The following is a 26,214-nucleotide window of genomic DNA, read 5'->3' on the forward strand; positions in this document are numbered from 1 at the left end:
TGCATTAAGCCTCGTTCGTCGTCTTCTTGCGTGGGTTCCAGCCTTCAATTTGGCGGATCTCGTTAGCGTCAAGAACGCCTGTTTCGATCGCGATTTTATAGGTGTTCCATCGCGTTTCAGGATCGCCACGAAGGAAGCCGGATAGATCAAGCTCCATTTCGTAGGGGCCGGACAGCACGGATCGAAGGAATTCCGCTTCGATCTTTCTCGCCCACGGCGAAAGGCAGAACGTTGCAAACCATAGGCCGGCTTGCGCGCTATTTGTGAATGTATTGTGCGTGTAATCACCGACGATCGGCGGCGGGATTTGAAAGAGGCGCGCGATTTCCTCAACCCCGAATCGCCTGGTTTCGAGCAATTCGGCATCTTCCGGGTTGATTTGCGATACTTTCCACTTCAACCCTTCCTCAAGAATCGGTGTGGAACCGGCGTTAGCGGCACCGGCGTGCCGATTCTTCCACGACGCTGCTATCTGTGTCGCCGCTTCCGGCGATAGCTTGTTATCCGTTTCGAGAACACCAGACGGAGAGGCGCCGTTATTGAGGAATGCCCGCGCATGGGTGTTAGCGGCATGAACAGCGTCGACGGTTTCAGCGGCACGGGATAACCGTGAGCGACCTATTTTCCCGTCGTCGGTCCGGTCACGAAGGTGAATAACTTCACCTTCAAGGTAACGACGTGTGTTCCCGCGTCCGTCAGAAACATCATAGGCGAGTCGGCCGCTCGACAGTTCCGATACGGTCACGAAGCTCCAAGGCGCAAACCGAAAGCCGGAAAGCTGTCCGTTGCCGCTCCAGTCGATCACGGCAAGGCCGTTGCCGTTTAGAAGCGTACTTGCGACCAGGTGTTCAAGAAAGTCCGGCCATGTCATTTGCCCATTGGCGCCGGCACGCACGATTCGGGACAACGGATGCGTCGTAACCTCTACCCGATTGCCGTCGTTGTCGCGGCGATAGACGATGACCGGGACATAGGCCAACGCGGTCGAGATGGAATTTACGCAAGCAAGGACCGTGGATAGATTCTCGCTTGCGCGCGCCGATAGGCCTTGCAACCAACCTATATTCGGCGCGAGCGCAGCCCATGAAGGGTCAGTCACGGCGGCGCGTTTTTCATAGCCGACAAAACCGGCAATACGTTCGATCAGGCTCATGCGTTTACCCTCGCAAGGATAAGCGCGCGCCGTCGGCGTTCAGCATCTGCACCGTTCTGGCGTGCGCGCAAAGCAATTTCAGTGTCGGGATAGGCAGGCCATGCGGAGACAACGCTAATTTCCTTAAGCGAAACGTTGCGTAGGGTTCGCTGTTCGCCCTGCCAACTTTCGCCGCCCTGGGGCACCGTGAAGCCGAAAGACATGCCGCCCAAATCGCCACGCTCGGCAAGGGCGAGCACGTCGCGGCCCGGCTGAGTGTCGGGAAGATCAAGCGAGAAAGCCAAACCGCGGCTATCCTCTGTCAGCCGCAGTGTGCCCGAACGGGTGCGGCCAAGCACCTTTCCCGGATCATGGTCGAGCATGGCGAGAACATCTCCCGCCAATGCTTCGCGAAAGGCGCCGGGGGCGATCTTTTCCACGAACTTGCCTATGCGCGCTTCGCTGTTGAACGTGGCGGCGTATCCTTCGATACGCCGGCCGACGGTCCGAATCTCGTTGAAAGAACGCCGCTCAATCATCAGGCAATCGCCACGCTAGTTGTTTCGACGCCCGTTGCTGACACGAACGCCAGCGGGTGACGAACGCCGCAATCGACTGTCGCCATAGCCCGGATCGAGACGTTACCCTTGCTGTAGGCGGTCGACTCGAAGGGGTTCACGAGGATGTCAATTTCTGACCAAATACCGATAAGCAGTTCCGACCAATCGGCATAGATCAGCCCGTGTTCATCGCCGGAGCCAAGAGTCGTCGGCACCTGGTTAGAAAACGTCGTCGGCTCATTGTGGAAGATCGGTGCGATACCCACGGGTAGCTTGTTCGCGTCCAGTTCCAACGAGCAAATCTTTTTGATGAGATTGGTCGTCAGGAAGCTACGCCGCGCCGTGGCAACATTAGCAATGTCCGCCTTGGCGATCATTTCGGCCGTCGTGGTGAAAAGATCGGTCGTGTAGGCTTGCGTTGCGATGCCCGTGGTAGCAAGCACGCCCTTCGGCTGATTGGCGCCGCCGCCCTGAATGGCCGCGCGATCGATCACGAGCGCAATATCGCGTGCGAGCATCTGACGAAGCAGCACTTCAACATCAGGTGAAGCCTGGAGAAGCATATTGCGGCTGAACTCGCTGAGTGCGCCGGCATGCTTGGGGCTGAGGGTCACCGCGTCGAAATCGGGATCGCCGGACGATAGGGCGGCATTCTCGGCAACCCAACCGATCGCAGGACTTGCCGTTTCACGCGGGATGCTGAGATTGCCAGTCAAACCCGACAGGACGCGAGCACCAAGGCCACGAACAACAGATGAAGCCGTGAGAGCGGAAATATATTGATCCGGGCGATGATCGGTAGGCACGAGCTCGGCGCCCGTCGAAGTCGTCAGCACACGAGTTTCGAAAACTTCGGTCGGAATGAAGATGCCTTCAGCAGGACGGCCGGCACGCTTCGACAGTTCGGCCTGCACCTCACGTTCAAAGCCGGCGTCGACGGCTAGACCGGCCTGGGCCGCGATGGCACGGGTGACGCGGAACTTAGAACGAATTTCGGTATCAAGTTTGGCATCGCCATTGATCGGGCGACCAGGTTCAGCGCGTTCGGCAGCATCTATCTTCTTTGCGCGCTCCAACTGCGCATCAACGGCACGCAGTTCAGTTTCGGCGGTCGTGAAGGCATCGTTATTGTCTGCCTGATGGGCTTCGTTCATGCGAGTGACGATAGCCGCCCGCTGTTCGATAAGTTCGTGCAGTCTGATCATGGTCGGGCATCCTTCCGGGTTTAAAAATTGACCTCCTTTTTGGTGCGTCGTGCCGGTACGGAAGATGAAACCGGCACGATAGGTTTTGATGGGAGTTCAGCGCGGGAGAAGGGGATGAACTCCCCGGCGCTTAATTTCGGCTTCAGCAAGATCGGCCATAGACCGCGTTACAGTCATGAACCAATGCAGTTGTTCCAAAGGCAGTTTGCTAAGACCGCCGTTTGAGATGTATTTCGCGGCTTCTTCCGGGTCGAAAACCTTTTGTGGGTTCATCATTTCTGGAAATCCTTGTTTACACATGCGCAATCGGTTTGCGGATTTTGGCGAGTAATTCCCGCCCAAGCGCGTTAAGGTCCAGCAGCATGACAAGACCAACGGTTCTAGGATCTCGGAAATCAGATGGAGGAAAAGCGTCACTGAGCGAGCGATGCCAAACATGCGTGCCGTCAGCCCACCATATAAAATATTGCGCCGGTGCGTTGCCGGCGCCGGTATATTCTCTGATTATGCGCCTGCTTATGGATTGAAGATCGATATGTTCCCTGCGCAGTGCTTCAAGATCCATATTGGCATTGTAAGCCATACGTTCTTGAAGTGCCGAGTAGACTATACCGACGGAGCAAATCCCAGCTATCTCGAATGACTCTGATGGCCCGATTCCGCGGTCGCTGAACATTCTCATGACCATGAGACGGGCCATTTCGAACGCATTGAATCTTGCATGTCCGTCTTTTGTTGCCGGCAAATAGCCGTGCCGGCGCCAATTGCGCTGCATCACGGTTGATAGACCGGTTACCGCTTCGACTTCACCCGGAGTGAAAGTTGTCAGATCATCGTTGCTCATATCGTGTCACCTAGCACGGTTTGAAAAACGTGTCAATGGACACGGTTTAAGGTTTGTGGATAGAGGAAAAGCGTCATGACCGTCACAATTGACCAAATACGCCAAACGATGGCGATTCTGGCAGAATTCATTGAGCGTTCGCCAAACGGCGAAAAAGCGTGGCCGATATTCGAACGGCTGGAGCGCGAACTTGCTTTACGTGAAGATCGCGCCGCCAGGTTGGCGAAGGCAAAGGCTTTTCTTAAGTGGTCGCCTTAACCGTTACCGATTACTTCCACGTTGCCGGGTGTCACGGCGGAATACCTTCCCGCTAGATTCTGATCATAGCGATTCGGTCCCAAAGTAACGAAACTGTTTGCCCCTAGGGTTACACCCGTTCCTTTGCCGACGCCCGTTGCACCGAAGACGTTGCCTAGAATGCTCGCATGAGACACTGCAGCGATGTTGATACCGCTGCTTCCCGCGATCGGCGACAATTGGACGATATTGTTACTGACAATCGCCCATTTGAGATTCAAGGCGGATCCGATACCGACATTATTCGCGGCTGCGGTCGAACTCGCTAGATTTAGCTGATTCCCATTGATGAGCAGATGCGAAAAGCTAATGGAAGGGTTGGCGGATCCGTCACGATCTACATAAATGTTGTTATTCTGTTGCCCTTCAAACGAATTGCTTTCGATAAGAAGGATTGACGTCGATTGGGTTGGCATAGCGCTGCCACCTTTCGCAGAAAACAAATAGCCGGTTTTTCCACCGTTTACTTTGTTTCCGAAAAACTTCATGCCGCCTGAGTTGTATTGCAATACGCCGATTTCGTTGGGACTTCCGCGCAACGTTACAAATCGGTTTCCGTAAATCTGACTATCGCCGCCGTCCGGACTAATGTCGTCCTGAACAATTATACCAATGTCATATTGCGAGAAAACATTGTCCATAAAAGTATAAGTGTAAGCATTCAGAGTATTTATACAAATAGGAAACTGCGCGAAAATGCATCCAGCAATCCGGGAATCTTGATTAATACTTGTAGAACTATTTAAATGGATCGCTGCGCCAGACAATTTAGCGAGATTATTCGCGATGAAATACAAATCCTCAAAAACAACCGGATCCGTCGAGTCAACAACGAAAAAGTTGGCGGACGAAGTATCACCGGTGACAATCTGAGATTTTCCCTTCTTCCCTTTCGCTCCACCGAATTCAAACGTAACGCCGGGGTCGCAATAATATGTTTTTCCGGGAACGCTCAAAATCAGTCCGGTATTCGCAGCCTTCTGGAACGCTGCCTTGTTCGCTGCGGACTTACTGTTGTCGTTTGCCACTGCTCCGGCCATTTCTGGAAGGATTTCGTTTTCGCGCAGTTCCCAATAATGACCATTCAAGTCCTGAAAACCTAAGATCGGAGGCGAGGCTATCGGCGCGTAAATTGCCGCGCCCAAATCGCCCGCGACAGCATCGCCAGCGGTGCGGACATAAGATGTTCCGGCAGGGAATGCGATGGATTGAGCGACGGCGCGGCTTATCACATTCGAGATATTCGCAGATGCCGCTGACAACGCCACATCGCGCGCTTCTTCTGCCGCAACTTGTGCCGCTTCCGCCGCAGCAACAATCGCGTTCGAAGCCTGATCGCTGATAAGACGAAATGTCGTCCCTGAGATATAGCCGAAAAGCAGCATACCGGCGACCAAACCGCCAACAGCCGGATCATTGCCGCTATTCGTTTTGATCGTCAAAACCGCGCCGTTGTTAAACGATACTGTCACAGGTGACGCGGTATTCGCCTCGAAAACGTTCATGACGATCAAAGCCGCGCCGGATACCGGAATCGACGTCGTTGCTTGGATGGCGTTCGGCGTGCCGGCGCCCGCGTCGGTGCCGACGATGAAGGAATACGGAAGATCCGCAACACGCGTCCACGAGCCCGAGCCAGACGCGCCGTTTTTGCGATAAATACCATTATTCGCAACTGTCGCATCACCGACTACCCACGCCATGGAATTCGCGGCATGTGCAAGATCGGCGTTCAAGAGCGCCAAACTCGAATAAATCAAGCCGCCGTTCGCTGTGAATGCGGCAATGACGCCTTCGATCCACGACCCCCAGGCGCGAATCTCCCCTAATTTGGGCGAGTGATTGCCAGAGGATGGCACGCCGTCAAGTTCCCAATTTCGATATATTTGATTTGCTGTAAGCACTTTCGCCACCTTTGTTGCGATTAAGACCTCCTTGAGGTTCGAACTGCGGGCATGGTGGAGTGTCCCGCCGCTCATGGTTGGTATTCAGTGATTCAGCGTTTCCCGCTTGTCGGCGTGATCCGCGAGTTCATCGCAAAGAGTATCGAGCCTTTCCGGGCTGCACTTCAAAATGCCGGTTGCCGAGGCGGCGCCGGCAAAGAATGCCTTCTCAATCAAATCCAGCGCCTTTGACGATAGTTCACCGCTGAAGAAGGCGGCTATATATTGGTCGAAGTCCGTTCCGATCGGCGTGTAACTCTTATCCGTCATCATGACAGTGATCCTTTACGACTTGCTCATATCGTGTCATGTAGCACGCCTCCACAAACCGTGTCAAGTGACACGGTGTAGAGTTTGTGGATAAAGGTTCTCCGCATGAATGCACTTTTGCGGCGCTAACAAGCGATAATGTTACGTTATTACATATCCCGAATCTGTCCCGACAGTGCACTAGCGAAAAAGTGTCTGGGGGCCGGTCCGTGGCGCGTCAGCTTTGAGCGATTTTCTCGCCGGATCGAGATTCATATGAGTGGCGCAAGTGGCGCAATTTTCGTGCATCATTCTTATATTCGGATCATAATCGTTGACGTGCACGTAAAGGGTTTGTCTTTCTCTTCACGTAAGGAATTGAGAATTGCGCCACTTGCGCCACTCATTTTACATTTATGATCATTATTGCAGCCCCGCCGGCATCCCCTTCAGGGTCAAACCGGAAATTATGCGTACGCCGGCCGTACCTTTGGCGCGCATGTAGCCCAACTGTTCCAACCGGTCGCAAAAGTGGCGTTGGCCGAGCGTCTGACGGACGCCCACGGATTGGGCCCATCCTTGATAGATCGAATACAACAATTCGATTGTGGCCTTGCCGTCTGCCCGTACGTCGCAACGATCTTCGACAAACTGAGCAACCTGGTTAGCCTCAATCTGCCACTTGCGTTGTGCCGCTAGAGAAGACGCCGGGATAGTGAAGCCGCCACGCTTTACCACCTGGACATATGCCCAAAGGACATAATTCAGAATGCCGGGTAGTTCTCTCGCCAACTTCTCTTTCAATCCGGGGTCTTGCTCGTGAGGCGCAAAGACGCGGTTGAACGGAAGCACGATCGCCCGTCGGAAAAACGCATCTGAATAATCGCGGGTGTGAGGCATGTGGTTAGTGCCAAACCAGCACGTAGCGAATGGGCGCATAACGAACGGGTCTTTGTTTTTATGTTCGACCGTCGCCGGCTCGCCGCTCGTTATCGCCTTCAGTTCAGCATCCGCGATCGTCTCGCCCTGCTTCAATTCCGTGACGATATTGGCTAGTTTTTGGTCCAGGTGACCGCGTTGAAACCTGTTATCGAAATTTGCAGGCTGAACGCCAGCGACGTTTTCTTTGCCTAGAAGTCCTTCCAACGTCGCCAAGATTACAGACTTGCCGTTAGCACCCGACCCAATCAGAAGCATGAATTTTTCGCGGTTGGCGTGGCCCATGAGGGAATAGCCCATCATTTCCAGCACGACCGTCATCTTTTCGTTGCGGTCCGGGTCATCGCGGAAAATATCGTTCAAGAACTGCCAAAAAAGCGGCGCTGTCGCGTGCGGGTCAAAAGCAATCGGGATTTGCGTGGTGCGGTAAAGCTCGCGTCGATGCGATCTCAAAAGCCAATGCTCGCCGACAAGTTCAAGCTCGCCGTTCAGGCAATTGACGCTTTCCGGGTTGCCGCGATTGAATTCGTGGTCGACTTTGAAAATCTCGTTCTTCAGTATCTCCGTCACACCATTTACGCGCGATGACGTTACGGCAAGACGCTCGTTTTCTAATGTCGCCTGGACACCCTGTTTCACCTCACGGTCATCACAGCGTTTCCAAACCCCATTAGTCGCGAATTTCCAGGTAAATTGTCCGGCCTGGATAATATTTTCGGGACCGATCGACGCGACAACTTTCCGGGCAAGGTCCAGATGATCGGGCTCGTTATTGGTCCCGTGGCCGTCTGCCTGTTTCTTCAGCGTGGCGAGAGATATGCTAGTGACGAGATTGATGCGGCTTAGCACAGCATCTTTTTTGATCGGTGATAGCGTTGCCGCCTCGTCGCAAAGCCGCTCGATACCCGCCACGTCATCAGCAACAAGGTTGTTCGCTTCGGCTAGAATGTCTTCGAAGGTTCGCGGCTTGTCTTCGGTGATGATAATTCCAGCCGGCAAGCCGAGTGTTGGATTAAACATTGCGCCCTGCCATTTCCATAATGAGATCGTTCAGGTCGGTGCCGACCTTTTGCGTTCTGATTGACTGTAATTTGGTGCCCGAAGCCGTTAGCGTTTGAAGGAGCGCCGAAGCCGCCTTTTCACCGGTCCCGGATCGGTCGTTATCGATGGCGACAAATGCAGATCGGACGCCGGGGAGGGCCGGAAACGCCGCCACGCCGGCAGCATTGAGCACCGACCAAACGGGAAGGGTGTCCAGGCCGGGAAGTTGGCGGATTGAAAGCGTGGTTTCGATGCCTTCACCGATGCCGAGTGAATCGACGGCGCTAAAAAGCTTGATGGCGCCGCCTTTGACCGATCCGAGCGCCTTCCGGCCGTTGCCGTCGAGCTCTGATAGCTTCCGGCCGCTCCAGTCGATTGCCGTACGGTGAATTGCCTGCGGTTCATCAGTGATGATATTGCGCACCAGCGCCACCAAGCACCCGACCTTGACGCCGTTGCCGAATGGGCAAAACGGATGCCAGCGCAACGCCTCGCTCTGATAAGGCACGCCGCGGCTCGAAAGGTAGGCAGCGGCCGGTGAGCCGACGATTGAAACCGCCGAATGCCAGATATTGAGCGCGAACTCAGTTTTCCGTCGATCGTCTTCCGGCGTCGACGCTGTGACCGCCACGTAACCGGATCCGAGGCGATCGCGCACGTAGTCCTTACACCGTTTCCAGTCGTCGCCAGCTTGCGAATAGACCGTGAAGGAAGAACCGTTGAAGGTGACCCGCAATGACCGGTCACCCACGGAATGACCGGGACCGGGGCAATTGATACTATCCCGCGCGACGACATCGCCGCCGAGCGCTCGTGCAGCCTGTTGAATGTTCATATCGCGGCACCGTCGATTCTTGTCGAGAGCGCCTCGCCTGTGCTATGCAGACTGCCGATATCGCCACAATGGTATCCCGTTTCGCGACCGTTCCCGATGCCAGTCGGGGCGGTCGTTTTCATTTTGGGCGGCGGTTTTACGGTCGGGAAATCTTTTGTAACTATTTGATATTGCATGGTGCTTTTTCCTCATAGTCGGGAAAAAAGCGCCTTATATTCAGTAAGCCGGTAGGGACTCTGACTCCGTTAATCTTGGTTCGAATCCAGGTTTCCCAGCCAATCTAAGCGCTCCAATCAACAGATCTTCCTTCGCAGGCATAGCTGTCCGGGCCATGATTCCCCATGCGCTGTTGTTAGCATTTTTCGCGACCGAAAATCGCTGGATGCTGGGACAATTTTTAAGCGAAGTCGCAGCGAAACGCTTTTCAAAACGTTCGTAGACGTTGTAGAAGTCAGCCATTCATCGGCAATTTTTCCCGAAAATATAGGTCTGGCGACCGCTGTCATATTGGAAGTTGTATTAAAAGGCTTAGTGAGACTGAAAGCGAAATGACGATATTGGTTTCTGGGGGCGCCGGTTTCATCGGGGGGAACTTCGTTCTTGATTGGTTGGATCGCTTCGATGAGGTGGTGATCAACCTCGACAAGCTGACTTATGCCGGCAATCTGGATACGCTGAAAGGATTGAACGGCAATCATCGCCATGTGTTCGTTCATGGCGACATTGGAGACCGCGATTTGGTCGGTGATGTGCTCGCCACCCATAGACCGCGCGCCGTCGTCAATTTTGCCGCCGAAAGCCATGTCGACCGCTCCATTCATGGACCTGGCGAGTTCATTCAGACGAATGTCGTCGGCACGTTCAATTTGCTCGAATCGGTTCGTGGTTATTGGGACGGCCTGCCGGGTGACGAGAAGCAGGCGTTTCGCTTGCTTCATGTCTCGACCGACGAGGTCTACGGCACGCTTTCTAAGGATGATGCGCCGTTCAACGAACTCAATCGATACGAGCCGAACAGCCCCTACTCAGCAAGCAAGGCTGCGTCGGACCATCTGGTGCGCGCCTGGCATCATACCTACGGCCTGCCGGTATTGACGACGAATTGCAGCAACAACTACGGCCCTTACCATTTCCCGGAGAAGCTGATCCCGCTGGTGATCTTGAATGCGCTCTCAGGCAAGAGCCTTCCGATCTACGGCGATGGTCAGCAGATTCGCGATTGGCTCTATGTCAGAGATCACTGCAGCGCCATCCGTCGCGTGCTTCAATCCGGCAAGGTCGGCGAGACCTACAATGTCGGCGGCTGGAACGAAAAACCCAATCTCGACGTCGTGCATACGATCTGCAGCATCCTCGACGAGCTACGGCCGAAGGCTGGCGGCGGTCGTTACAAGGACCAGGTCGCCTTCGTGAAGGACAGGCCTGGTCATGATCGCCGCTACGCGATCGATGCCCGCAAGCTCGAGCGCGAACTGGGCTGGAAGCCTGAAGAGACGTTCGAAACCGGCATTCGCAAGACGATCGAATGGTATCTCGCCAATCAGGATTGGGTAGGGAACGTCACCAGCGGCGCTTACCGCGAATGGGTCGGCAAGCAGTATGAGGTTCAGGCGTGAGCGCGCTTCTGGTCACCGGCGCCAATGGGCAGGTCGGTTTCGAATTGCAGCGTTCCCTGGCGCCCCTGGGCAAAATAATCGCCGCGACGCGCGCGGAGATGGATTTGTCGGATGAGGCGAGCATTCTCTCGGTGCTCAGGGAGCACAAGCCGGCGATCATCGTAAATCCCGCCGCCTATACGGCCGTCGATCGTGCCGAGAGCGAAAAAGGGCAGGCGATGGCGGTCAATGCCACGGCACCCGGCGTGCTGGCCCGCTGGGCCGCCGATAACGGCGCCTATCTCGTGCATTATTCGACGGACTACGTCTTCGACGGCATGAAAGCCGATCCTTATGTGGAGAGCGATGCTGTCAATCCGCAGTCGGTTTATGGCGAAAGCAAGTGGCTGGGCGAAGAGGCGGTGCGCTCCGCTGGCGCAAATCACGTCATCCTGCGGACGAGCTGGGTTTACGGCCATCACGGCAACAACTTCCTCAAGACCATCCTGCGTCTTGCGCAGGAGCGCAGTGCGTTGAACGTCGTCGCCGATCAGATCGGCGCACCGACTTCGGCGGCGTTGATTGCGGATGTCACGCGCAGGATCGTCGACATCGTCAGTGGTTCGAATACGCCTGATGTATCGGGCACCTATCACCTGAGCGCTGAGGGCAAGACGTCATGGCATGGTTATGCCGCACATATCGTCCGCGAAGCATCCGCGAAAAACTTCAATCTTGCGCTGACGCTCGATGCTCTCAAGCCGATCTCGACCGCCGAATATCCGACGCCGGCGAAGCGGCCGCATAATTCCAGGTTGGACTGCGCGAAACTGACGGGTGGTTTTGGGTTGGATCTTCCGGCTTGGCAGGAGGGTGTGACGGAGGTGATCGCGAGGCTTTCTCCCGCTTCAAGTTGAGTTGCGCGAAGTTCTAAAATTATAGTTGTCGTTTTTTATCCGATTGCCTGCAAAGAATTCGAGTCGAGACTTTTCTACAATGAATACAGCACGTAAGGGCATCATTCTCGCCGGCGGATCCGGAACGCGCCTATACCCAGCGACCCTTGCCGTCAGCAAGCAGCTCCTGCCGATCTACGACAAGCCGATGATCTACTATCCGCTGACGACTTTGATGTTGGCCGGCATTCGCGAAATCCTCATCATTTCGACGCCGCAGGATACGCCTCGTTTCGAGCAGTTGTTAAGAGACGGAAGCCAGTGGGGCATCAAGCTCGACTATGCGGTTCAGCCGAGCCCCGATGGTCTTGCGCAGGCGTTTCTTATCGGCGAGTCGTTTCTCGACGGCGCCCCGTCGGCCTTGGTGCTGGGAGACAACATCTTCTACGGGCACGATTTCACCAAGCTTCTTCATCAAGCAAGCGACAAGCAGGGCGGTGCCACCGTTTTTGCCTACCATGTGCAGGACCCGCATCGTTATGGCGTGGTCGAATTTGATGCTCAGGGTCGCGCGATCAGCCTCGAAGAAAAGCCGAAAGTCCCCAAGAGCAACTATGCTGTCACAGGGCTCTATTTCTACGATGCCGATGTGGTCGATGTGGCGAAGTCCATACGTCCTTCGCCGCGCGGCGAACTGGAAATAACCGATGTCAACGCGCATTACCTTAGGGCAGGGCAGCTCGATGTCCAGACGATGGGCCGCGGCTACGCCTGGCTCGACACCGGCACGCATGAATCGATGCTGGAGGCGAGCCATTACATCGCCACCATCGAAAGCCGGCAGGGCCTGAAGGTCGCCTGCCCCGAGGAAATCGCCTATCGGAGCCGCTGGATCGATGCTTCCCAGGTCGAGGCCCTGGCCGATCCGCTGAAGAAGAACGCCTATGGGCAGTATCTTCTCGGGATTTTGCGGGAACGGGTATTTTAACCACGCGCTTGGTAATGTTGCACCCGCTGGTCCCTCCGATGCGGGCAGAGTGAAGCAGGAAAGACAGATGAAGGCCATCGATACCGCCATACCGGACGTCAAGATCATCGAACCGACGGTGTTTGCCGACGATCGCGGTTTTTTCTTCGAGAGCTTCAGCCAGGTCAAATTCGAAGCGGCGATCGGGCGAAGCGCGACATTCGTGCAGGACAATCACAGCCGGTCCGGGAAGGGCGTCCTGCGCGGCCTGCATTATCAGTTGCCGCCACATGCTCAGGCCAAGCTCGTTCGCGTCGTCATCGGAGAGGTGTATGATGTCGCCGTCGACATCAGACGGTCTTCATCGACCTTCGGGCAATGGGTCGGCGTCCTTCTGTCGGAGGAGAACAAGCGTCAGCTTTGGATTCCGGAAGGGTTTGCGCATGGATTCCTGACGCTGAGCGACCGCGTCGAATTCCTTTACAAGACCACCGACTATTATGCGCCGCAGTGCGACCGCGGGATTCGCTGGGACGATCCGACGCTCGCAATCGACTGGAAAACGGTCGGCCCCCTGACGTTTTCCGACAAGGATCAGCGGCAACCGCTGCTGGCGGATGCCGAGATCTTCGATTGAGCCTGCATATGCCGCGTGCAGAAGATGGTGGATCGTCTGCGGCATGAAGGGTTGATCTGACATCCGGCGCTTCGAGCGATGCCGGTTATGGACCTGCGCAGCTTCTCTCGCTACAGGAATGACATGCGCGTTCTACATTTTTTCAAAACATACTGGCCGGATACTTTCGGCGGGATCGAGCGGACAATCCATGCGATCGTCAAGGGCGTCGCAGGGCACGACATACAGTCCGACGTCCTCTCGCTCAGCAAGACGCCTGAGAATGGCAACGTCGAATTCGACGGCCATATGGCCCATAAGGCGAAGCTCGATTTGGAATTTGCCTCCACCGGCTTTTCGCGCGAGGCATTCGGCCGCTTTCGGGAGCTGAGCCGGAAGGCCGACATCATCCACTACCATTTCCCGTGGCCGATGATGGATATCGTCCATCTTGCCGCCCCGCCCGGCAAGCCGACGATCGTGACCTACCATTCCGACATCGTGAAGCAGAAGTTTCTGTTGAAGCTCTACGAACCGGTCATGCACCGTTTCCTGGCGAGCGTCGGCGCGATCGTGGCCACCTCCCCGAACTATCTGGCGACGAGCGCGGTCTTGCAGCGCTACAAGGACAAGACCACCGTCATCCCGCTTGGCCTGGACGAGGCGGATTATCGGAAGGCAAAGGAAGAGGATAGGGCGCGTTGGCGGGCACGATTCCCCAAGCCGTTTTTCCTCTTTGTAGGCGTACTGCGCTATTATAAGGGCGTTCACATCCTTCTTGAGGCTGCGCGACAGACGGCCAGCGATATTGTCATCGTCGGCGAAGGTCCGATGGAAGCATCGTTGAAGGAATATGCGCAGCAGCACGGCCTCGGAAACGTCATCTTTCTCGGCGCGCTGCCGGATGCGGACAAGACTGCCCTTCTCGAACTCTGCACGGGATTCGTATTCCCTTCCAATCTCCGCTCGGAAGCATTCGGCCTTTCGCTTGTCGAAGCCGCGATGTTCGGTAAACCGATGATTTCCTGTGAAATCGGTACGGGCACCAGTTTCGTGAATCAAAACGGCAAAACGGGCTATGTCGTGCGGCCGAACGACCCAGCGGCACTTGCAGATGCAATGGGACGTCTTATTGCCGATGGCGAGACGGCATCGTCTTTAGGCAAAGCGGCTCGCCTGCGATACGAAGAGTGCTTTACCGCCGAGCGGATGGGTAATGCCTATGCTGTGCTCTACAAACGACTGCACAGTCAAATGCCGTCCGGCGCAGGTAAGCGCTAACAGCGTAGGGGACCCGCTCGTGATCAGGCGCTGACCGCTTCCGCCTGTGGTTTCGTCCTCGGCATCAACAAGCGTTCCCCTTTCAAGCGCATGCGGCACCAGAAGGCGAAGGCGGAGCTTGTCAGCGCTAGGCTTTCGCCGATCGCGAGGCGGTTGTTGGAGTTGCTGAGCAGCGTCAGCGAAAAGAAGAACAGACAGACGGCATAGGCATGCCAGGCGGTACGCGGTATCAGGCCAGCTTTACGGGCACGCCAGACATTGGAGATGAGCGCGGCGAGAATGAGGGCCATGACGAGGCCGCCGAACAATCCGTGCCGCACCAGCATTTCGAGATAGCCGTTGTGCAGCAGCGTATATTGGACGTCGGCATAGCGCGTATGCTTCCAGCGCTCCACCCATTCGCCGCCCCAGCCGAAAATGGGCGCGGAGGAGAACAGTTCCCAGCCATTCGACCAAAGCTGAAGTCGGGCATCCATGGCAAAGGGCGTGGCATCAGAGGTGATGGTGCTTGATACGGCGTCGCCGAGATCGCGGCTCTTGGTGATGTTGTCGAACATCTCGATGGTGGAAGCCACCGTCGGGCCAGCGGTCTTTTCGATATTGTGCCGCACCGCATAGGCGCCCGCCAGCAAAAGCACTGCTGCGCAGGCGACGACGATGAGGCCGGTTTTCAAGCGCAGATAGGTCACGGTCACCAGCCCCAGCACTGGCAGCGTGGCGGCGAGCGCTAGCCAGACGCCTTTCGACTTGGCGCCGTAGATGGCGATCAGACAGAGAATGGCAATCAATGGCGAGACGATATACGCGAAGCGAGCGATCGACCGGTTGCTGGATTTGTCCGTCAGATAGTGCAGCAGCCAGAAAGCGGTGAGGATCAGGATCAGGCCGCAGGCGACTGCACCATGAATCTGATTGTTCATGATCAGCGGGCGCACCGTTTCGCCGGCAAAGACCTCGCGAAAATGCTGCGTGGCGATCAGCATGATCAGCGCCATCGCAAGAACAGCGGCGACGATTTTTTCCAGCACCGGTTCGTAGAGCAACAAGGCAACGCCGAGGATCGGAAAGAAGAGGGGATAGGCATAGAGCCAGTCGGATGCGCCGATCAAATGCGCCGGCGTCAGGAGGAAGATGGCGACGAAGCGGACGAGCACATAGGTGCCCCAGGCCATGCACAGCCATCCGAGCCAGTCTGTGCGCGGGCGGACCGACGCTTTCCGGTAATAGTGCAGGGCGATGAGGGCGATGAAGGGCGCGACATACCGATAGGCGGCGCTTTCGACAAAGAGCGGCGATACGACGATGAGCCATAGGAGACTGCCAAGGACGATCAAGCGCTGCGGCAGGACGACAGGCACGAGTTCTCCGGCATTGCTTCCGGACCCACGATCGACTTGTGGTTTATTCGCCTGCAACTGAGCCAATATTGCGTCCGCCTTTGTTCATATTTCTGCCAGCCGGTCTCCGCTGGCCCGTAAGGTCGCAAGCCGGCATGAATACGGCATTTCGGTGGCCGACACTTTATGCGGTCCGTTTATGATATCAAAACCTTCTGATATCGCCGCGTCGCTAATGCGTCACTCCGTCGCTGCGCAGAACTTTCAGCACCGTCAGGACGATGATCTTGAGATCGAAGAGAAACGAGCGCCGGCGCAAATAGTCTTCGTCCAACGCCACTTTCTGCGGGATCGGCAGCTCATCACGGCCATTGACCTGCGCCCAGCCAGTCAAACCCGGCGGCAGGGCGTCGACGCCACGCTCGGTGCGCAGCGCAATCAGGTCATGCTGGTTGAAGAGGGCCGGGCGAGGGCCGACAATGCTCATCTCGCCCTTCAGGATGCACCAGAGCTGCGGCAGCTCATCCAGGCTGGATTTGCGCAGGAAGGAACCGATCGGCGTCAGATAGGCGTTGGCGTCCTTCAGCAGATGGGTCGCAACCGCCGGCGTGTCGGTCCGCATGCTGCGGAATTTCGGCATGCGGAAAATCTTGTTTCCACGGCCGACACGGTCCGACCAGTAGAGAACGGGACCGGGGGAGGTCAATCGGACGGCGATGGCGACGATCAGGATCGGGATGGAAAAGACCAATGTTGCCCCGAGGGCGGCAAGGAAGTCGAAAAGGCGCTTGGCGATCGTATAGGGCATCGTTTCTGGTAGTTCTGCCGGGGCTCGTGTGTCGTTGCGCCGATGACGGCTTTGTGCGGAGTGCATCTCATATCGTGGACTTGTTCACAATCGCCCTCATCACGAATTTTGCCGGGCTTGTTCCCCGAGGAGGGATTGTGCAAAGCATGACGGGAATGAAAATCGGGCAGAACAAGGGGTGGCAGACGCATGATCCTGGTGACGGGCGCGACGGGTTTTGTCGGGCAGGCGCTTTGTGCCGAGCTTTCGCGGAGACAGATGGCCTATCGACCGGTCAGCCGCGCGGCGAAGCCGGGTTTTCTGGCCATGGGCAACATCGATAGCGGGACGGATTGGGCCGGCGCGCTCGCCGGCGTCGAAACGGTCGTGCATCTGGCGGCGCGTGTCCATGTCATGAACGACACCTCGGCCGATCCGCTTGCCGCCTTTCGCGCCGCCAATGTCGACGCCACCGTCAATCTGGCGCGGCAGGCGGCGAAGGCCGGCGTCAAGCGCTTCATTTTCCTGAGTTCGATCAAGGTCAATGGTGAGGCGATCGCACCGGGCAAGCCGTTTACCGCGTCCGATACGCCGCATCCGGAGGACGCCTATGGTCAATCGAAGCGGGAAGCGGAGGAGGCGCTCCTGGCCATCGGCAACGAAACGAAGATGGATGTCGTCATCATCCGCCCGCCTCTTGTCTATGGCCCTGGGGTGAAGGCGAATTTCGCGAGCTTGATGAAATGGGCCAAGCGGCCGTTCCCTTGGCCGTTCGGCCTGGTCGCAAACCGGAGATCCCTCGTGTTCGTCGGCAATCTCGTCGATTTCATCCTGCTCTGCGCGCGCCATACCGATGTGGGAAATCGCGTGTTCCTGATCAGCGACGGCGCGGATCTTTCGATCGGCGAATTGATCGGCAAGCTGTCTTCGACGATGGGGCGAAAAGCGCTGCTGCTGCCCGTACCGCCGCGACTGCTGGAAGGGCTTGCGGCGCTGCTTGGCCGTCGCGCGGCGGCGCAACGTCTCTTGGGGTCGCTGCAGGTCGATATTGGCGAGACGACGGCGATCACCGGCTGGTCGCCGCCTTTTTCGGTCGAGGACGGTCTGCGGCTGACGGTTGCGGCATCCGAGCGGGATCGCTGACTGCTGCTTACAGGCTCCAGACAGCATGCCCCTCGAGCAGCGGATTGCTCTGCTCCAACGCGGCCTTCACGTCGACCACCACGCCGTTCTCGCCAAGCAGACCAAGAATCTGCGCAGCGCCATCGGTCAAATAGGACTTGTGCGGCACGGCAAGGACGAGGGCGTCGAGCTTGCCGAAATCCTCGAGTGCCGCCAGCCGCACGCCGTATTCCTCCTCCGCCTCGTGATGGCTGGCCATGGGGTCGTGCACCAGCGGTTCGAGGCCGAATTGATGCAGTTCGCGGATGATGTCCGGCACGCGGCTGTTGCGCAGATCGGGGACGTTTTCCTTGAAGGTCAGGCCGAAGATGCCGATCCGGGCGCCGTTGATCGGCTTTTGCGCTGATACCAGCATCTTGATGAGTTTCTGGGCGATGAAGGCGCCCATGCCGTCATTGATGCGGCGGCCGGAGAGGATGACTTCCGGATGATAGCCGAGTTCCTCAGCCTTGGCGGTGAGATAATAGGGGTCGACGCCGATGCAGTGGCCGCCAACCAGACCGGGCGTGAAGGGCAGGAAATTCCATTTCGTCCTGGCCGCTTTCAGCACGTCGGCCGTGCGGATGTCCATTTTCTCGAAGATGATCGACAGCTCGTTCATCAAGGCGATGTTGAGGTCGCGCTGGGTGTTTTCGATCACCTTGGCGGCTTCCGCCACCTTGATGCTGGGCGCGCGGTGGATACCAGCCTGGACCACCGCGCCATAGACGGCGGCGATCCTATCGAGCGTTTCCTCGTTGTCTCCGGCGACGACCTTCACGATGCGTTCGAACGTATGCTCCTTGTCGCCGGGGTTGATCCGCTCAGGCGAATAGCCGACGTGAAAATCCTCGCCCTGGCGCAGGCCCGAGACCTCGGCAAGCACGGGGCCGCACACGTCTTCCGTCACGCCGGGATAGACCGTCGATTCATAGACGACGATGCCGCCCTTCTTCAAAGCCTGGCCGACGGTGCGTGAGGCGGAGATCATCGGGCGCAGATCCGGCTGCCGGTTCCTATCGATCGGCGTCGGAACGGCGACAATGAAGATATCCCGGTCTTGCAGGTCGTGAATGTCGCTGCTGATGCGCAGCCCGCTTTCCTTCAGACGTGCGGATGAAACCTCGCGGGTATCATCCTCTCCGGCTTTCAGGGCCGCGACGCGGGACGTCTTGATATCGAAGCCGACCACGTCGGAGAATTTCTCAGCCAGGGCGATCGCGACAGGCAATCCGACATAACCCAGGCCAATGACGGCAATTTTTTCGCTCAACACAATCCACCTCGAACAATCGACCTGAATTAGCCAAACCTAAGCGGCGTGTCAGCGCAAATCTTTGTTAGAAGAGGCCAATTCGGGTGCAAGTCAGATCAATGTGACGATCAGGCCGAGGCTTTGCAATAGACGCATCCGCGGGGCGTCGCCGCACGCCGGCCATCTTTTCGAGGTGAACGAATAAAACGGAAGTCTTGCGTGTTTTCTGCTCGTTCCCTCCCAAGGAGATCGCAAATCATGAGTAATTTCAATATCGCCGCCGCGGACAAGCGGGCGGCCCGCTATGACCATTTCACCATCGCACTCCACTGGCTGACGGCATTTCTGGTTCTGACCTTGTTCGCATTGGCCGAGGCCCGAGGCTTCGTTGCCCGTGGAACGCCTCTTCGTGGAGACCTGATCTTCGTGCATATCTCGCTCGGCGTTCTGCTAGCGGCTGTCCTCATCCTGCGCATTGTCTGGCGCGTCGCGACCCGCCAGCGCACAGCGCCAGCCGTCTCCGGGCTTCAGCATGTGGTGGCGACGCTTACGCATCTCGCTCTCTACGCGCTGATGATTTCGCAGGTGTCCTATGGCTTCCTGATGATCTGGGTCTCCGGCAACGGACCGAGCTTCTTCGGCCTGTTCTCGGTGCCGCCTTTGCTCGTTCTTGATCAGCCGACACGGCATCTGATGAGTGAATTGCACGACTACACCGCCTGGGCAATCATCGCCATCGCGGGAACTCATGCCGCAGCGGCCCTCATGCATCATTATGTGCTTCGCGACCGCGTGCTTGTCCGGATGATCCCTGCGCGCGGATAGGCGCTGCCGGACTGGTTCACCCTCAAATCGCCGCGGCAGGCCAAAAGGTCGCGGCGTCCCCTATCGAAACCCTTCGCTGCGAACCTATTTTAGTATTCAGAGACATATTTCTCGGAATGCGTGGTTCGCAATGCGTAACACATATCTTGCCCATTTATACGCCAGGCGCGCGGAGCTCGAATCCAGGCTCGAGCTGCATATAGCACGCTATTGTTTTGGCGAGGGAGAGGTCGACGACGGCACCGAGGTGGAGCTGAGGGACAGGATCCGGGAGGTTTCCGACGAGATCTCCGCGCTGGAAAGCGAGCATAGCCATTAGAGCGGCTTCAAAGCTCCAGTCTTTTTCTGGTCTTGCAACTGATCTACAGGTCTCTAACTCTACGCGGGGATTCGAGCACGATGTTGCGTGCTTGAGCAGTCAGTCTTTGAGAAGGGATGGTCATGGCAGGAGAAACGGTTCTGGTGGTCGGGGGAGCCGGTTATATCGGCTCGCATACATGTCTGGATCTGGCGAACAAGGGGTTTCAGCCCGTCGTCTACGACAATTTTTCCAACGGTCACCGCGAATTCGTCAAATGGGGTCCGGCGGAAGAGGGTGATATTCGCGACCGGGCGCGGCTCGATGAAGTCCTGGCGAAATACAAGCCGGCCGCTATCCTGCATTTTGCGGCGCTGATCGAAGTCGGCGAGTCGGTCAAGGACCCTGTCTCCTTCTATGAGAACAACGTCATCGGCACGCTGACGCTGCTATCGGCGGCGCAGGCGGCCGGCATCGGCGCTTTCGTGTTTTCCTCCACCTGCGCGACCTATGGCCTGCCGCAGAGCGTGCCGCTCGACGAAAGCCACCGGCAGGTGCCGATCAATCCCTATGGCCGCACCAAATATATCGTCGAGCAGGCGCTTGCCGATTATGACCAATACAAGGGGCTGCGCTCCGTGGTGCTGCGCTATTTCAATGCGGCCGGCGCCGATTTCGAAGGGCGCATCGGTGAATGGCATACGCCGGAAACCCACGCCATCCCGTTGGCGATCGATGCGGCGCTTGGCCGTCGTCAGGGCTTCAAGGTGTTCGGCAGCGACTATGACACACGCGACGGCACCTGCGTGCGCGACTATATCCACGTCCTCGATCTTGCGGATGCACATGTCCGGGCGGTGGAATATCTGCTGCGGGGCGGTGAATCGGTGGCGCTCAATCTCGGTACGGGTACGGGCACGACGGTCAAGGAATTGCTGTCGACGATCGAGACGGTGTCGAACCGGCCTTTCCCCGTCGAATATGTTGGCCGCCGCGAGGGCGATTCGACCACGCTGGTTGCCAATAACGATAAGGCCCGCGACGTTCTCGGCTGGTCGCCGAAATATGACCTGTCGCGCATTATCGAATCCGCCTGGAATTGGCATGCCAAATCCAACCAGCATTGAGCGGCGCGCTTCGGGCAAACGCCCGAACGTGCTGCTGATATCGGCCGATCAATGGCGGGGCGATTGTCTCTCCGCCGTCGGTCATTCTTGCGTCAAGACGCCCAATGTCGATGCTCTGGCGCGGGACGGCGTGTTGTTCCGCCGGCATTTCGCCGGAGCAGCGCCCTGCTCGCCGGCGCGGGCGACGCTTTATACCGGTCTCTATCAAATGAACCATCGCGTCTGCCGCAATGGTTCGCCGCTGGATGCCCGCTTCGACAATCTGGCGGCCGCCTCCCGCCGCGCCGGCTACGATCCGACCTTGTTCGGCTATACCGATACGGCGCCGGATCCGCGCGGCATGGACCCGAATGATCCGTATCTGACGACCTATGAGGGCGTGCTTCCGGGCTTCAGCGCGCGTCAGCTTCTGCCGGAGCATGAAAAGCAATGGCTCTCATGGCTGCGCTCGCACGGCCATGTGGGTGCGACGAGCCGCAATATTCATATTCCCGTCGGTGCCAAGCCCGGTGAAATCTCCAATGCGGCGCCTGCCTATTCCAAGGATGAGACGCAGACGGCTTTTCTTGCCGGGGAGTTCATTCGCTGGCTCGGCGAACAGGACGAGCCCTGGTTCGCGCATGTCTCCTTTCTCAGGCCGCATCCGCCGTTTTCGGTGCCGGAACCCTATAACCGCATGTTTGCCGCAAGCGACGGACCGGCTTTTGCGCGCGCAGCGGACCGCCAGACGGAGCAGACGGCGCATCCCTTTCTCGCCTACGCCATGCCACTGATCGGCAAGGGCGGCTTCATCCATGGCGGTGAGGGGCCTGCAAGCGACTGGACGGCTGAAGATCTGTCGGCGATCCGCGCCATCTATTACGGCATGATCGCCGAAGTGGACACGCAGCTCGGGCGGATCTGGCAGGCGCTGAGAGATGCGGATGCCTGGGACGATACGCTGATCGTGTTCACATCGGACCACGCGGAAATGATGGGCGATCACTGGATGCTCGGCAAGGGCGGCTTTTTCGATGGCAGCTATCACATCCCGCTGGTCATCCGCGATCCGGGACAGCCTGGCGGTATGGGCCAGCAGGTAGACCACTTCACCAGCGCCGCCGATATTTTTCCGACCCTCTGCGATCGCCTGGGCCTCCTGCCCGACAATCACCTCGACGGCGAGACGCTTCTGCCCTTTATCGAGGGTGCGGAGCCGGAGGACTGGCGCGATGCGGCCTTCTGGGAGTTCGATTTCCGCGATATCGCCAGGGGCGACGCAGAACGGCATTTTGGGCTCAGGTCGAATGCCTGCAATCTCGCTGTCATCCGAGGCGAGCGCTTCAAATACGTCCATTTCGCCGGACTGCCGCCCTTGCTATTCGATTTGGCGAAGGATCCGATGGAACTTATCAATCTCGCGGACGACCCGAATTATGCGGCGACCCGGCTTGCCTATGCCGAAAAGCTGCTGTCGCTCAGGGCGCGGCATCTCGATCAGACGCTCGCCTATACCGAACTGACGGAAACAGGGCCGGTCTCTCGCCGGCCCTGATCAGATTTACATAGCAGGCTATCAGGAAAACGAGCCGAGATAGGTCATCTTGCCGACCGGCAGCCCGCGGCTGCGCAGAATGTCGTGCACCGTGGTAACGTGGAAGAAGAAGTTCGGCAGCGCGAAGGTTGCGAGATAGCTTTCGCCGCTGAACACGATCTTGTTGCCGCCGGGCGTAACGATCACCTCCCGGTTTTCGCTGCCTTCCATCGTCTCCTGCGTCACCGTCGCCAGGAAATCCTCAGTCTTCTTTAGGCGTTCGCGCAGCTCGGCAACGGTGGTCTCGTTGTCCTCGAAGCGCGGTGCGTCGATGCCGGTCAGGCGGGCGATCGCGAGTTTGGCGCTGTCGGTGGCGCGCTGAAACTGGCCGGAGAGCGGCAGCATGTCGTCAATGAGGCGTGCGCCGACAAGGTCGTTCGGATCGGTGTCGTTTTCGGCCGCATAGGCCTCGATCTTGTCGAGATAGGTCGAAAGTTTTGCGAGGCCGCGTTGAAAGATGGGGACTGAGAAGCGGTACATCGAGGGCATGCTGGTTCTCCATGGTCGGCCGATGAGGTGGTCTCGGCCCGATATCGACGGAATTTTACGCCATTCAAATGTCGATGGAATGTCTGTTCCATCGGATTGGCCGCTCACATGTAGGCTTGATCACCGCCTTTTACAGCCTTTTTCGGCCGAAAATTACCGGCTGCGCTTCGATCGCCAGTTCCGTCATTGCGACTACAAAATAGTGTTGACGTTTTTGTCGAAAAATGGAATAAATATTCCGCAGATGGAATTTTACGGTTTGTTTGTTCCGTTTTTGGGTTGCCGTTATGGGAGATGGCAGCTCGGATTGCTGGCCCTACGGTGGAGACCGGGGGCTCCGGCGTTAAGGAGGGGTGTAGCCGGACACCGTAGTTGGAGGAAAAAATCATGAGAAAACTCATCCTGGGCTCCGCGATGGCCCTTATGCTGTCGACTGCGGCCCATGCCCAGACCATCGGTGTCTCGATGGCGCTGTTCGACGACAACTTCCTGACCGTTCTGCGCAACGGCATGCAGGATTATGCCAAGACCATGAAGGGCGTGTCGCTACAGGTCGAAGACGCTCAGAACGACGTCGCCAAGCAGCAGAGCCAGATCCAGAACTTCATCGCCAGCCACGTTGACGCCATCATCGTCAACCCAGTTGATACGGACGCCACGGCTGCCATTTCGAAACTGGCCGCTGATGCGAAAATTCCGCTGATCTACGTCAACCGCGAACCGGCAAACGTCGACAGCCTGCCGGATAAACAGGCTTTCGTCGCTTCCAACGAGCAGGAATCCGGCACGCTGGAAGCCAAGGAAGTTTGCCGCCTGCTGAAGGGCAAGGGCAAGGCCGTCGTCATGATGGGCGAACTGTCGAACCAGGCAGCCCGCATGCGTACCAAGGACGTGCATGACGTTCTCGCCACCGACGAATGCAAGGGCATCCAGATCGTTCAGGAACAGACCGCCAACTGGCAGCGTACCCAGGGCTCCGACCTGATGACCAACTGGCTCTCCAGCGGTTTGGAATTCGATGCCGTCATTTCCAACAATGACGAAATGGCGATCGGTGCCATTCAGGCGCTGAAGGCAGCCGGAAAGTCGATGGATAAGGTAGTCATCGGCGGTGTCGACGCGACGCAGGACGCCTTGGCAGCCATGCAGGCCGGTGACCTCGATGTCACCGTTTTCCAGGACGCAGCCGGTCAGGGCAAGGGTGCGGTCGATGCCGCGCTGAAGCTTGCCAAGGGTGATAAGGTCGACAAGAAGGTCTATATTCCCTTCCAGCTCGTGACGCCCCAGAACGTCAAGGACTTCGTCAAGAAGAACTAACAGAGCGCTGTTAGCGACGGATGCGGGCGCAACAGCCCGCATCCCCAAATTCCGACAGCTCCCGGGAGGGAAAAGATGGTTGTGAGCCCATCCACCATGGCTGCGGTGCGCGCCAGCGGCGCGGTCCCCAATGCCGCCTATCTGCTGAGTGCCGAAGGCATTCGCAAGGAATTTCCGGGCGTGCTGGCCCTCGATGATGTTTCCTTCCGTCTGAAGCGCGGCACCGTGCATGCGCTGATGGGCGAAAACGGCGCCGGCAAGTCGACGCTGATGAAAATTTTGGCCGGCATTTATATACCGGATCAGGGCGAAGTGCGCCTGAAGGGCGTCGAGATCCGCCTGAAATCGCCGCTGGATGCGCTGGAGAACGGCATCGCGATGATCCATCAGGAACTCAACCTGATGCCATTCATGACGGTCGCCGAGAATATCTGGATCCGCCGCGAGCCGAAGAACCGCTTGGGCTTCGTGGATCATGCCGAGATGAACAGGAAGACTGAAGAGCTCTTTCGTCGGCTGAACATCACCATCGATCCTGAAATTCAGGTGCGCGATCTTTCGGTCGCCAACCGCCAGATGGTCGAAATCGCCAAGGCGGTATCCTACAATTCCGACGTACTGATCATGGACGAGCCGACTTCGGCGCTGACAGAACGCGAGGTGGCGCATCTCTTCGAGATCATCCGCGATCTGCGTGCCCAGGGCATCGGCATCGTCTACATTACCCACAAGATGAACGAGCTGTTCGAGATCGCCGATGAATTTTCGGTGTTCCGCGACGGAAAATACATCGGCACGCATTTGTCCACCGATGTCACCCGCGACGACATCATCCGCATGATGGTCGGCCGCGAGATCACCCAGATGTTCCCGAAAGAGGAAGTGCCGATCGGTGATACGGTCCTTTCCGTCAAGGGGCTCACTCTGAACGGCGTCTTCTCCGATGTTTCCTTCGATGTGAAGGCCGGTGAAATCCTGGGGGTCGCGGGTCTCGTCGGCTCCGGCCGGTCGAATGTCGCCGAGACGATCTTCGGCGTGACGCCGGCCTCGTCCGGGACGATCGAGCTTTTCGGCAAGAAGGTCGATATCTCCTCGCCGGCGATGGCCATCCGGCACGGCATGGCGTTCCTGACGGAAGACCGGAAGGATACCGGCTGTCTGCTGATCCTCAGCGTGCTCGAGAACATGCAGGTCGCCGTGCTGCACGACAAGTTCGTGCGGGCCGGTTTCGTGCAGGAGGGCGCGATCGAGGAGACCTGCGAAGACATGGCGCGCAAGCTGCGCGTCAAGACGCCGAATCTCGATGAGCGGGTCGAAAATCTATCCGGCGGCAATCAGCAGAAGGTGCTGATCGGCCGTTGGCTGCTCACCAATCCGCGTATTCTGATCCTGGATGAACCGACCCGCGGCATCGATGTCGGCGCCAAGGCGGAAATACACCGTCTGGTCACGGAAATGGCGCGCAATGGCGTCGCCATCATCATGATCTCATCGGAGATGCCGGAAGTGCTCGGTATGAGCGACCGCATCATGGTGATGCATGAGGGACGGGTGACCGGTTTTCTCGATCGCGCGGAAGCAACCCAAGTCAAGGTGATGGAGCTGGCGGCGCAATGATCGGCCCGGCCGTCGCAAAGGGAGGATT

26 protein-coding genes and 1 tRNA gene are annotated in these 26,214 nt (G+C 57.5%); 14 read left to right on the forward strand and 13 right to left on the reverse strand.

What is annotated here, in order from left to right; all coding sequences use genetic code 11:
- Positions 1-4: 4 nt before the first annotated feature.
- The 5 genes from QD357_RS05805 to QD357_RS05825 all read right to left on the reverse strand — a co-directional run bounded on the left by QD357_RS05805 (position 5) and on the right by QD357_RS05825 (position 3,741).
- Positions 5-1,153 carry a phage portal protein gene (locus QD357_RS05805; protein WP_414124103.1) on the reverse strand — a complete coding sequence of 383 codons (1,149 nt, stop codon included), beginning with the start codon at positions 1,151-1,153 and terminating at the stop codon, positions 5-7.
- Positions 1,150-1,671 (reverse strand): HK97 family phage prohead protease, encoded by a 522-nt coding sequence (locus QD357_RS05810; protein WP_414124104.1) that lies wholly within the window; start codon positions 1,669-1,671, stop codon positions 1,150-1,152. Before QD357_RS05810 ends, QD357_RS05805 begins: the two co-directional genes overlap by 4 nt.
- Positions 1,671-2,897 carry a phage major capsid protein gene (locus tag QD357_RS05815; protein WP_414124105.1) on the reverse strand — a complete coding sequence of 409 codons (1,227 nt, stop codon included), beginning with the start codon at positions 2,895-2,897 and terminating at the stop codon, positions 1,671-1,673. The genes QD357_RS05810 and QD357_RS05815 overlap by 1 nt, the downstream gene beginning before the upstream one ends.
- A 96-nt stretch (positions 2,898-2,993) precedes the next feature.
- Positions 2,994-3,173, reverse strand: a complete 180-nt coding sequence (locus tag QD357_RS05820) for a hypothetical protein (protein ID WP_414124106.1) — start codon at positions 3,171-3,173, stop codon at positions 2,994-2,996.
- Positions 3,174-3,189: 16 nt separating this feature from the next.
- A complete protein-coding gene (locus QD357_RS05825; protein ID WP_414124107.1) occupies positions 3,190-3,741 on the reverse strand; it encodes a hypothetical protein in 552 nt (183 codons plus the stop codon).
- A 75-nt stretch (positions 3,742-3,816) separates the two neighbouring features.
- Here QD357_RS05825 and QD357_RS05830 point away from each other — a divergent pair, with 75 nt between their 5' ends.
- A complete protein-coding gene (locus QD357_RS05830) occupies positions 3,817-3,999 on the forward strand; it encodes a hypothetical protein (RefSeq protein WP_414124108.1) in 183 nt (60 codons plus the stop codon).
- Here QD357_RS05830 and QD357_RS05835 read toward each other — a convergent pair.
- The 4 genes from QD357_RS05835 to QD357_RS05850 all read right to left on the reverse strand — a co-directional run bounded on the left by QD357_RS05835 (position 3,996) and on the right by QD357_RS05850 (position 8,946).
- Positions 3,996-6,017 (reverse strand): hypothetical protein, encoded by a 2,022-nt coding sequence (locus QD357_RS05835; RefSeq protein WP_414124109.1) that lies wholly within the window; start codon positions 6,015-6,017, stop codon positions 3,996-3,998. The genes QD357_RS05830 and QD357_RS05835 overlap by 4 nt on opposite strands.
- A gap of 9 nt (positions 6,018-6,026) precedes the next feature.
- Complete coding sequence (locus tag QD357_RS05840) at positions 6,027-6,251, reverse strand: hypothetical protein (RefSeq protein WP_414124110.1); 225 nt, start codon at positions 6,249-6,251, stop codon at positions 6,027-6,029.
- A 402-nt stretch (positions 6,252-6,653) separates the two neighbouring features.
- Positions 6,654-8,189, reverse strand: coding sequence for a phage/plasmid primase, P4 family (locus QD357_RS05845; protein ID WP_414124111.1), 1,536 nt, complete (start codon positions 8,187-8,189; stop codon positions 6,654-6,656).
- Positions 8,182-8,946 (reverse strand): toprim domain-containing protein, encoded by a 765-nt coding sequence (locus QD357_RS05850; protein ID WP_414124112.1) that lies wholly within the window; start codon positions 8,944-8,946, stop codon positions 8,182-8,184. Before QD357_RS05850 ends, QD357_RS05845 begins: the two co-directional genes overlap by 8 nt.
- A gap of 294 nt (positions 8,947-9,240) precedes the next feature.
- Here QD357_RS05850 and QD357_RS05855 point away from each other — a divergent pair.
- The 6 genes from QD357_RS05855 (at position 9,241) to QD357_RS05880 (ending at position 14,400) form a co-directional block, all read left to right on the forward strand.
- A tRNA-OTHER gene (locus QD357_RS05855) sits at positions 9,241-9,323 on the forward strand.
- Between the two features lie 270 nt (positions 9,324-9,593).
- Positions 9,594-10,661, forward strand: a complete 1,068-nt coding sequence (gene rfbB / locus QD357_RS05860) for a dTDP-glucose 4,6-dehydratase (RefSeq protein ID WP_107109866.1) — start codon at positions 9,594-9,596, stop codon at positions 10,659-10,661.
- The gene (rfbD, locus tag QD357_RS05865) at positions 10,658-11,557 is read left to right on the forward strand and encodes a dTDP-4-dehydrorhamnose reductase (protein WP_107109865.1); all 900 of its coding nucleotides are present in this window, start codon (positions 10,658-10,660) and stop codon (positions 11,555-11,557) included. Before rfbB ends, rfbD begins: the two co-directional genes overlap by 4 nt.
- 79 nt (positions 11,558-11,636) lie before the next feature.
- Complete coding sequence (gene rfbA, locus QD357_RS05870) at positions 11,637-12,524, forward strand: glucose-1-phosphate thymidylyltransferase RfbA (RefSeq protein WP_107109864.1); 888 nt, start codon at positions 11,637-11,639, stop codon at positions 12,522-12,524.
- Between the two features lie 67 nt (positions 12,525-12,591).
- A complete protein-coding gene (rfbC, locus tag QD357_RS05875) occupies positions 12,592-13,140 on the forward strand; it encodes a dTDP-4-dehydrorhamnose 3,5-epimerase (RefSeq protein ID WP_107109863.1) in 549 nt (182 codons plus the stop codon).
- Between the two features lie 123 nt (positions 13,141-13,263).
- Complete coding sequence (locus tag QD357_RS05880; RefSeq protein WP_107109862.1) at positions 13,264-14,400, forward strand: glycosyltransferase family 4 protein; 1,137 nt, start codon at positions 13,264-13,266, stop codon at positions 14,398-14,400.
- Positions 14,401-14,423: 23 nt separating this feature from the next.
- Here QD357_RS05880 and QD357_RS05885 read toward each other — a convergent pair whose 3' ends face one another.
- A complete protein-coding gene (locus tag QD357_RS05885) occupies positions 14,424-15,758 on the reverse strand; it encodes an O-antigen ligase family protein (RefSeq protein ID WP_245407529.1) in 1,335 nt (444 codons plus the stop codon).
- A gap of 211 nt (positions 15,759-15,969) precedes the next feature.
- Positions 15,970-16,545, reverse strand: a complete 576-nt coding sequence (locus tag QD357_RS05890) for a sugar transferase (protein ID WP_107109860.1) — start codon at positions 16,543-16,545, stop codon at positions 15,970-15,972.
- A gap of 189 nt (positions 16,546-16,734) precedes the next feature.
- Here QD357_RS05890 and QD357_RS05895 point away from each other — a divergent pair, with 189 nt between their 5' ends.
- Complete coding sequence (locus QD357_RS05895; protein ID WP_107109859.1) at positions 16,735-17,667, forward strand: NAD-dependent epimerase/dehydratase family protein; 933 nt, start codon at positions 16,735-16,737, stop codon at positions 17,665-17,667.
- Between the two features lie 7 nt (positions 17,668-17,674).
- Here the strand turns inward: QD357_RS05895 and QD357_RS05900 are convergent, their stop codons facing one another.
- Complete coding sequence (locus tag QD357_RS05900; RefSeq protein WP_107109858.1) at positions 17,675-18,961, reverse strand: nucleotide sugar dehydrogenase; 1,287 nt, start codon at positions 18,959-18,961, stop codon at positions 17,675-17,677.
- A 237-nt stretch (positions 18,962-19,198) separates the two neighbouring features.
- Here QD357_RS05900 and QD357_RS05905 point away from each other — a divergent pair, with 237 nt between their 5' ends.
- From QD357_RS05905 to QD357_RS05920, 4 genes are all read left to right on the forward strand, one after another.
- The gene (locus QD357_RS05905) at positions 19,199-19,765 is read left to right on the forward strand and encodes a cytochrome b (protein WP_107109857.1); all 567 of its coding nucleotides are present in this window, start codon (positions 19,199-19,201) and stop codon (positions 19,763-19,765) included.
- Positions 19,766-19,895: 130 nt separating this feature from the next.
- Positions 19,896-20,084: a hypothetical protein gene (locus QD357_RS05910; protein WP_107109856.1), complete on the forward strand. Its 189-nt coding sequence runs from the start codon at positions 19,896-19,898 to the stop codon at positions 20,082-20,084.
- A 122-nt stretch (positions 20,085-20,206) separates the two neighbouring features.
- The gene (galE, locus tag QD357_RS05915) at positions 20,207-21,190 is read left to right on the forward strand and encodes a UDP-glucose 4-epimerase GalE (protein WP_028751579.1); all 984 of its coding nucleotides are present in this window, start codon (positions 20,207-20,209) and stop codon (positions 21,188-21,190) included.
- Complete coding sequence (locus QD357_RS05920; RefSeq protein WP_107109855.1) at positions 21,168-22,724, forward strand: alkaline phosphatase family protein; 1,557 nt, start codon at positions 21,168-21,170, stop codon at positions 22,722-22,724. Before galE ends, QD357_RS05920 begins: the two co-directional genes overlap by 23 nt.
- A 21-nt stretch (positions 22,725-22,745) precedes the next feature.
- Here QD357_RS05920 and QD357_RS05925 read toward each other — a convergent pair whose 3' ends face one another.
- Entirely contained in the window at positions 22,746-23,252 is a 507-nt protein-coding gene (locus tag QD357_RS05925) for a DUF1993 domain-containing protein (protein ID WP_414124113.1), read from the reverse strand.
- A gap of 387 nt (positions 23,253-23,639) precedes the next feature.
- Here QD357_RS05925 and QD357_RS05930 point away from each other — a divergent pair, with 387 nt between their 5' ends.
- A complete protein-coding gene (locus tag QD357_RS05930) occupies positions 23,640-24,569 on the forward strand; it encodes a sugar ABC transporter substrate-binding protein (RefSeq protein ID WP_107109853.1) in 930 nt (309 codons plus the stop codon).
- A gap of 75 nt (positions 24,570-24,644) precedes the next feature.
- Positions 24,645-26,186 (forward strand): sugar ABC transporter ATP-binding protein, encoded by a 1,542-nt coding sequence (locus QD357_RS05935; RefSeq protein ID WP_107109852.1) that lies wholly within the window; start codon positions 24,645-24,647, stop codon positions 26,184-26,186.
- The last annotated feature ends 28 nt before the right edge of the window (positions 26,187-26,214 follow it).

The organism is Rhizobium sp. BR 317 (assembly GCF_047445835.1).
Classification (GTDB): domain Bacteria; phylum Pseudomonadota; class Alphaproteobacteria; order Rhizobiales; family Rhizobiaceae; genus Rhizobium; species Rhizobium paranaense.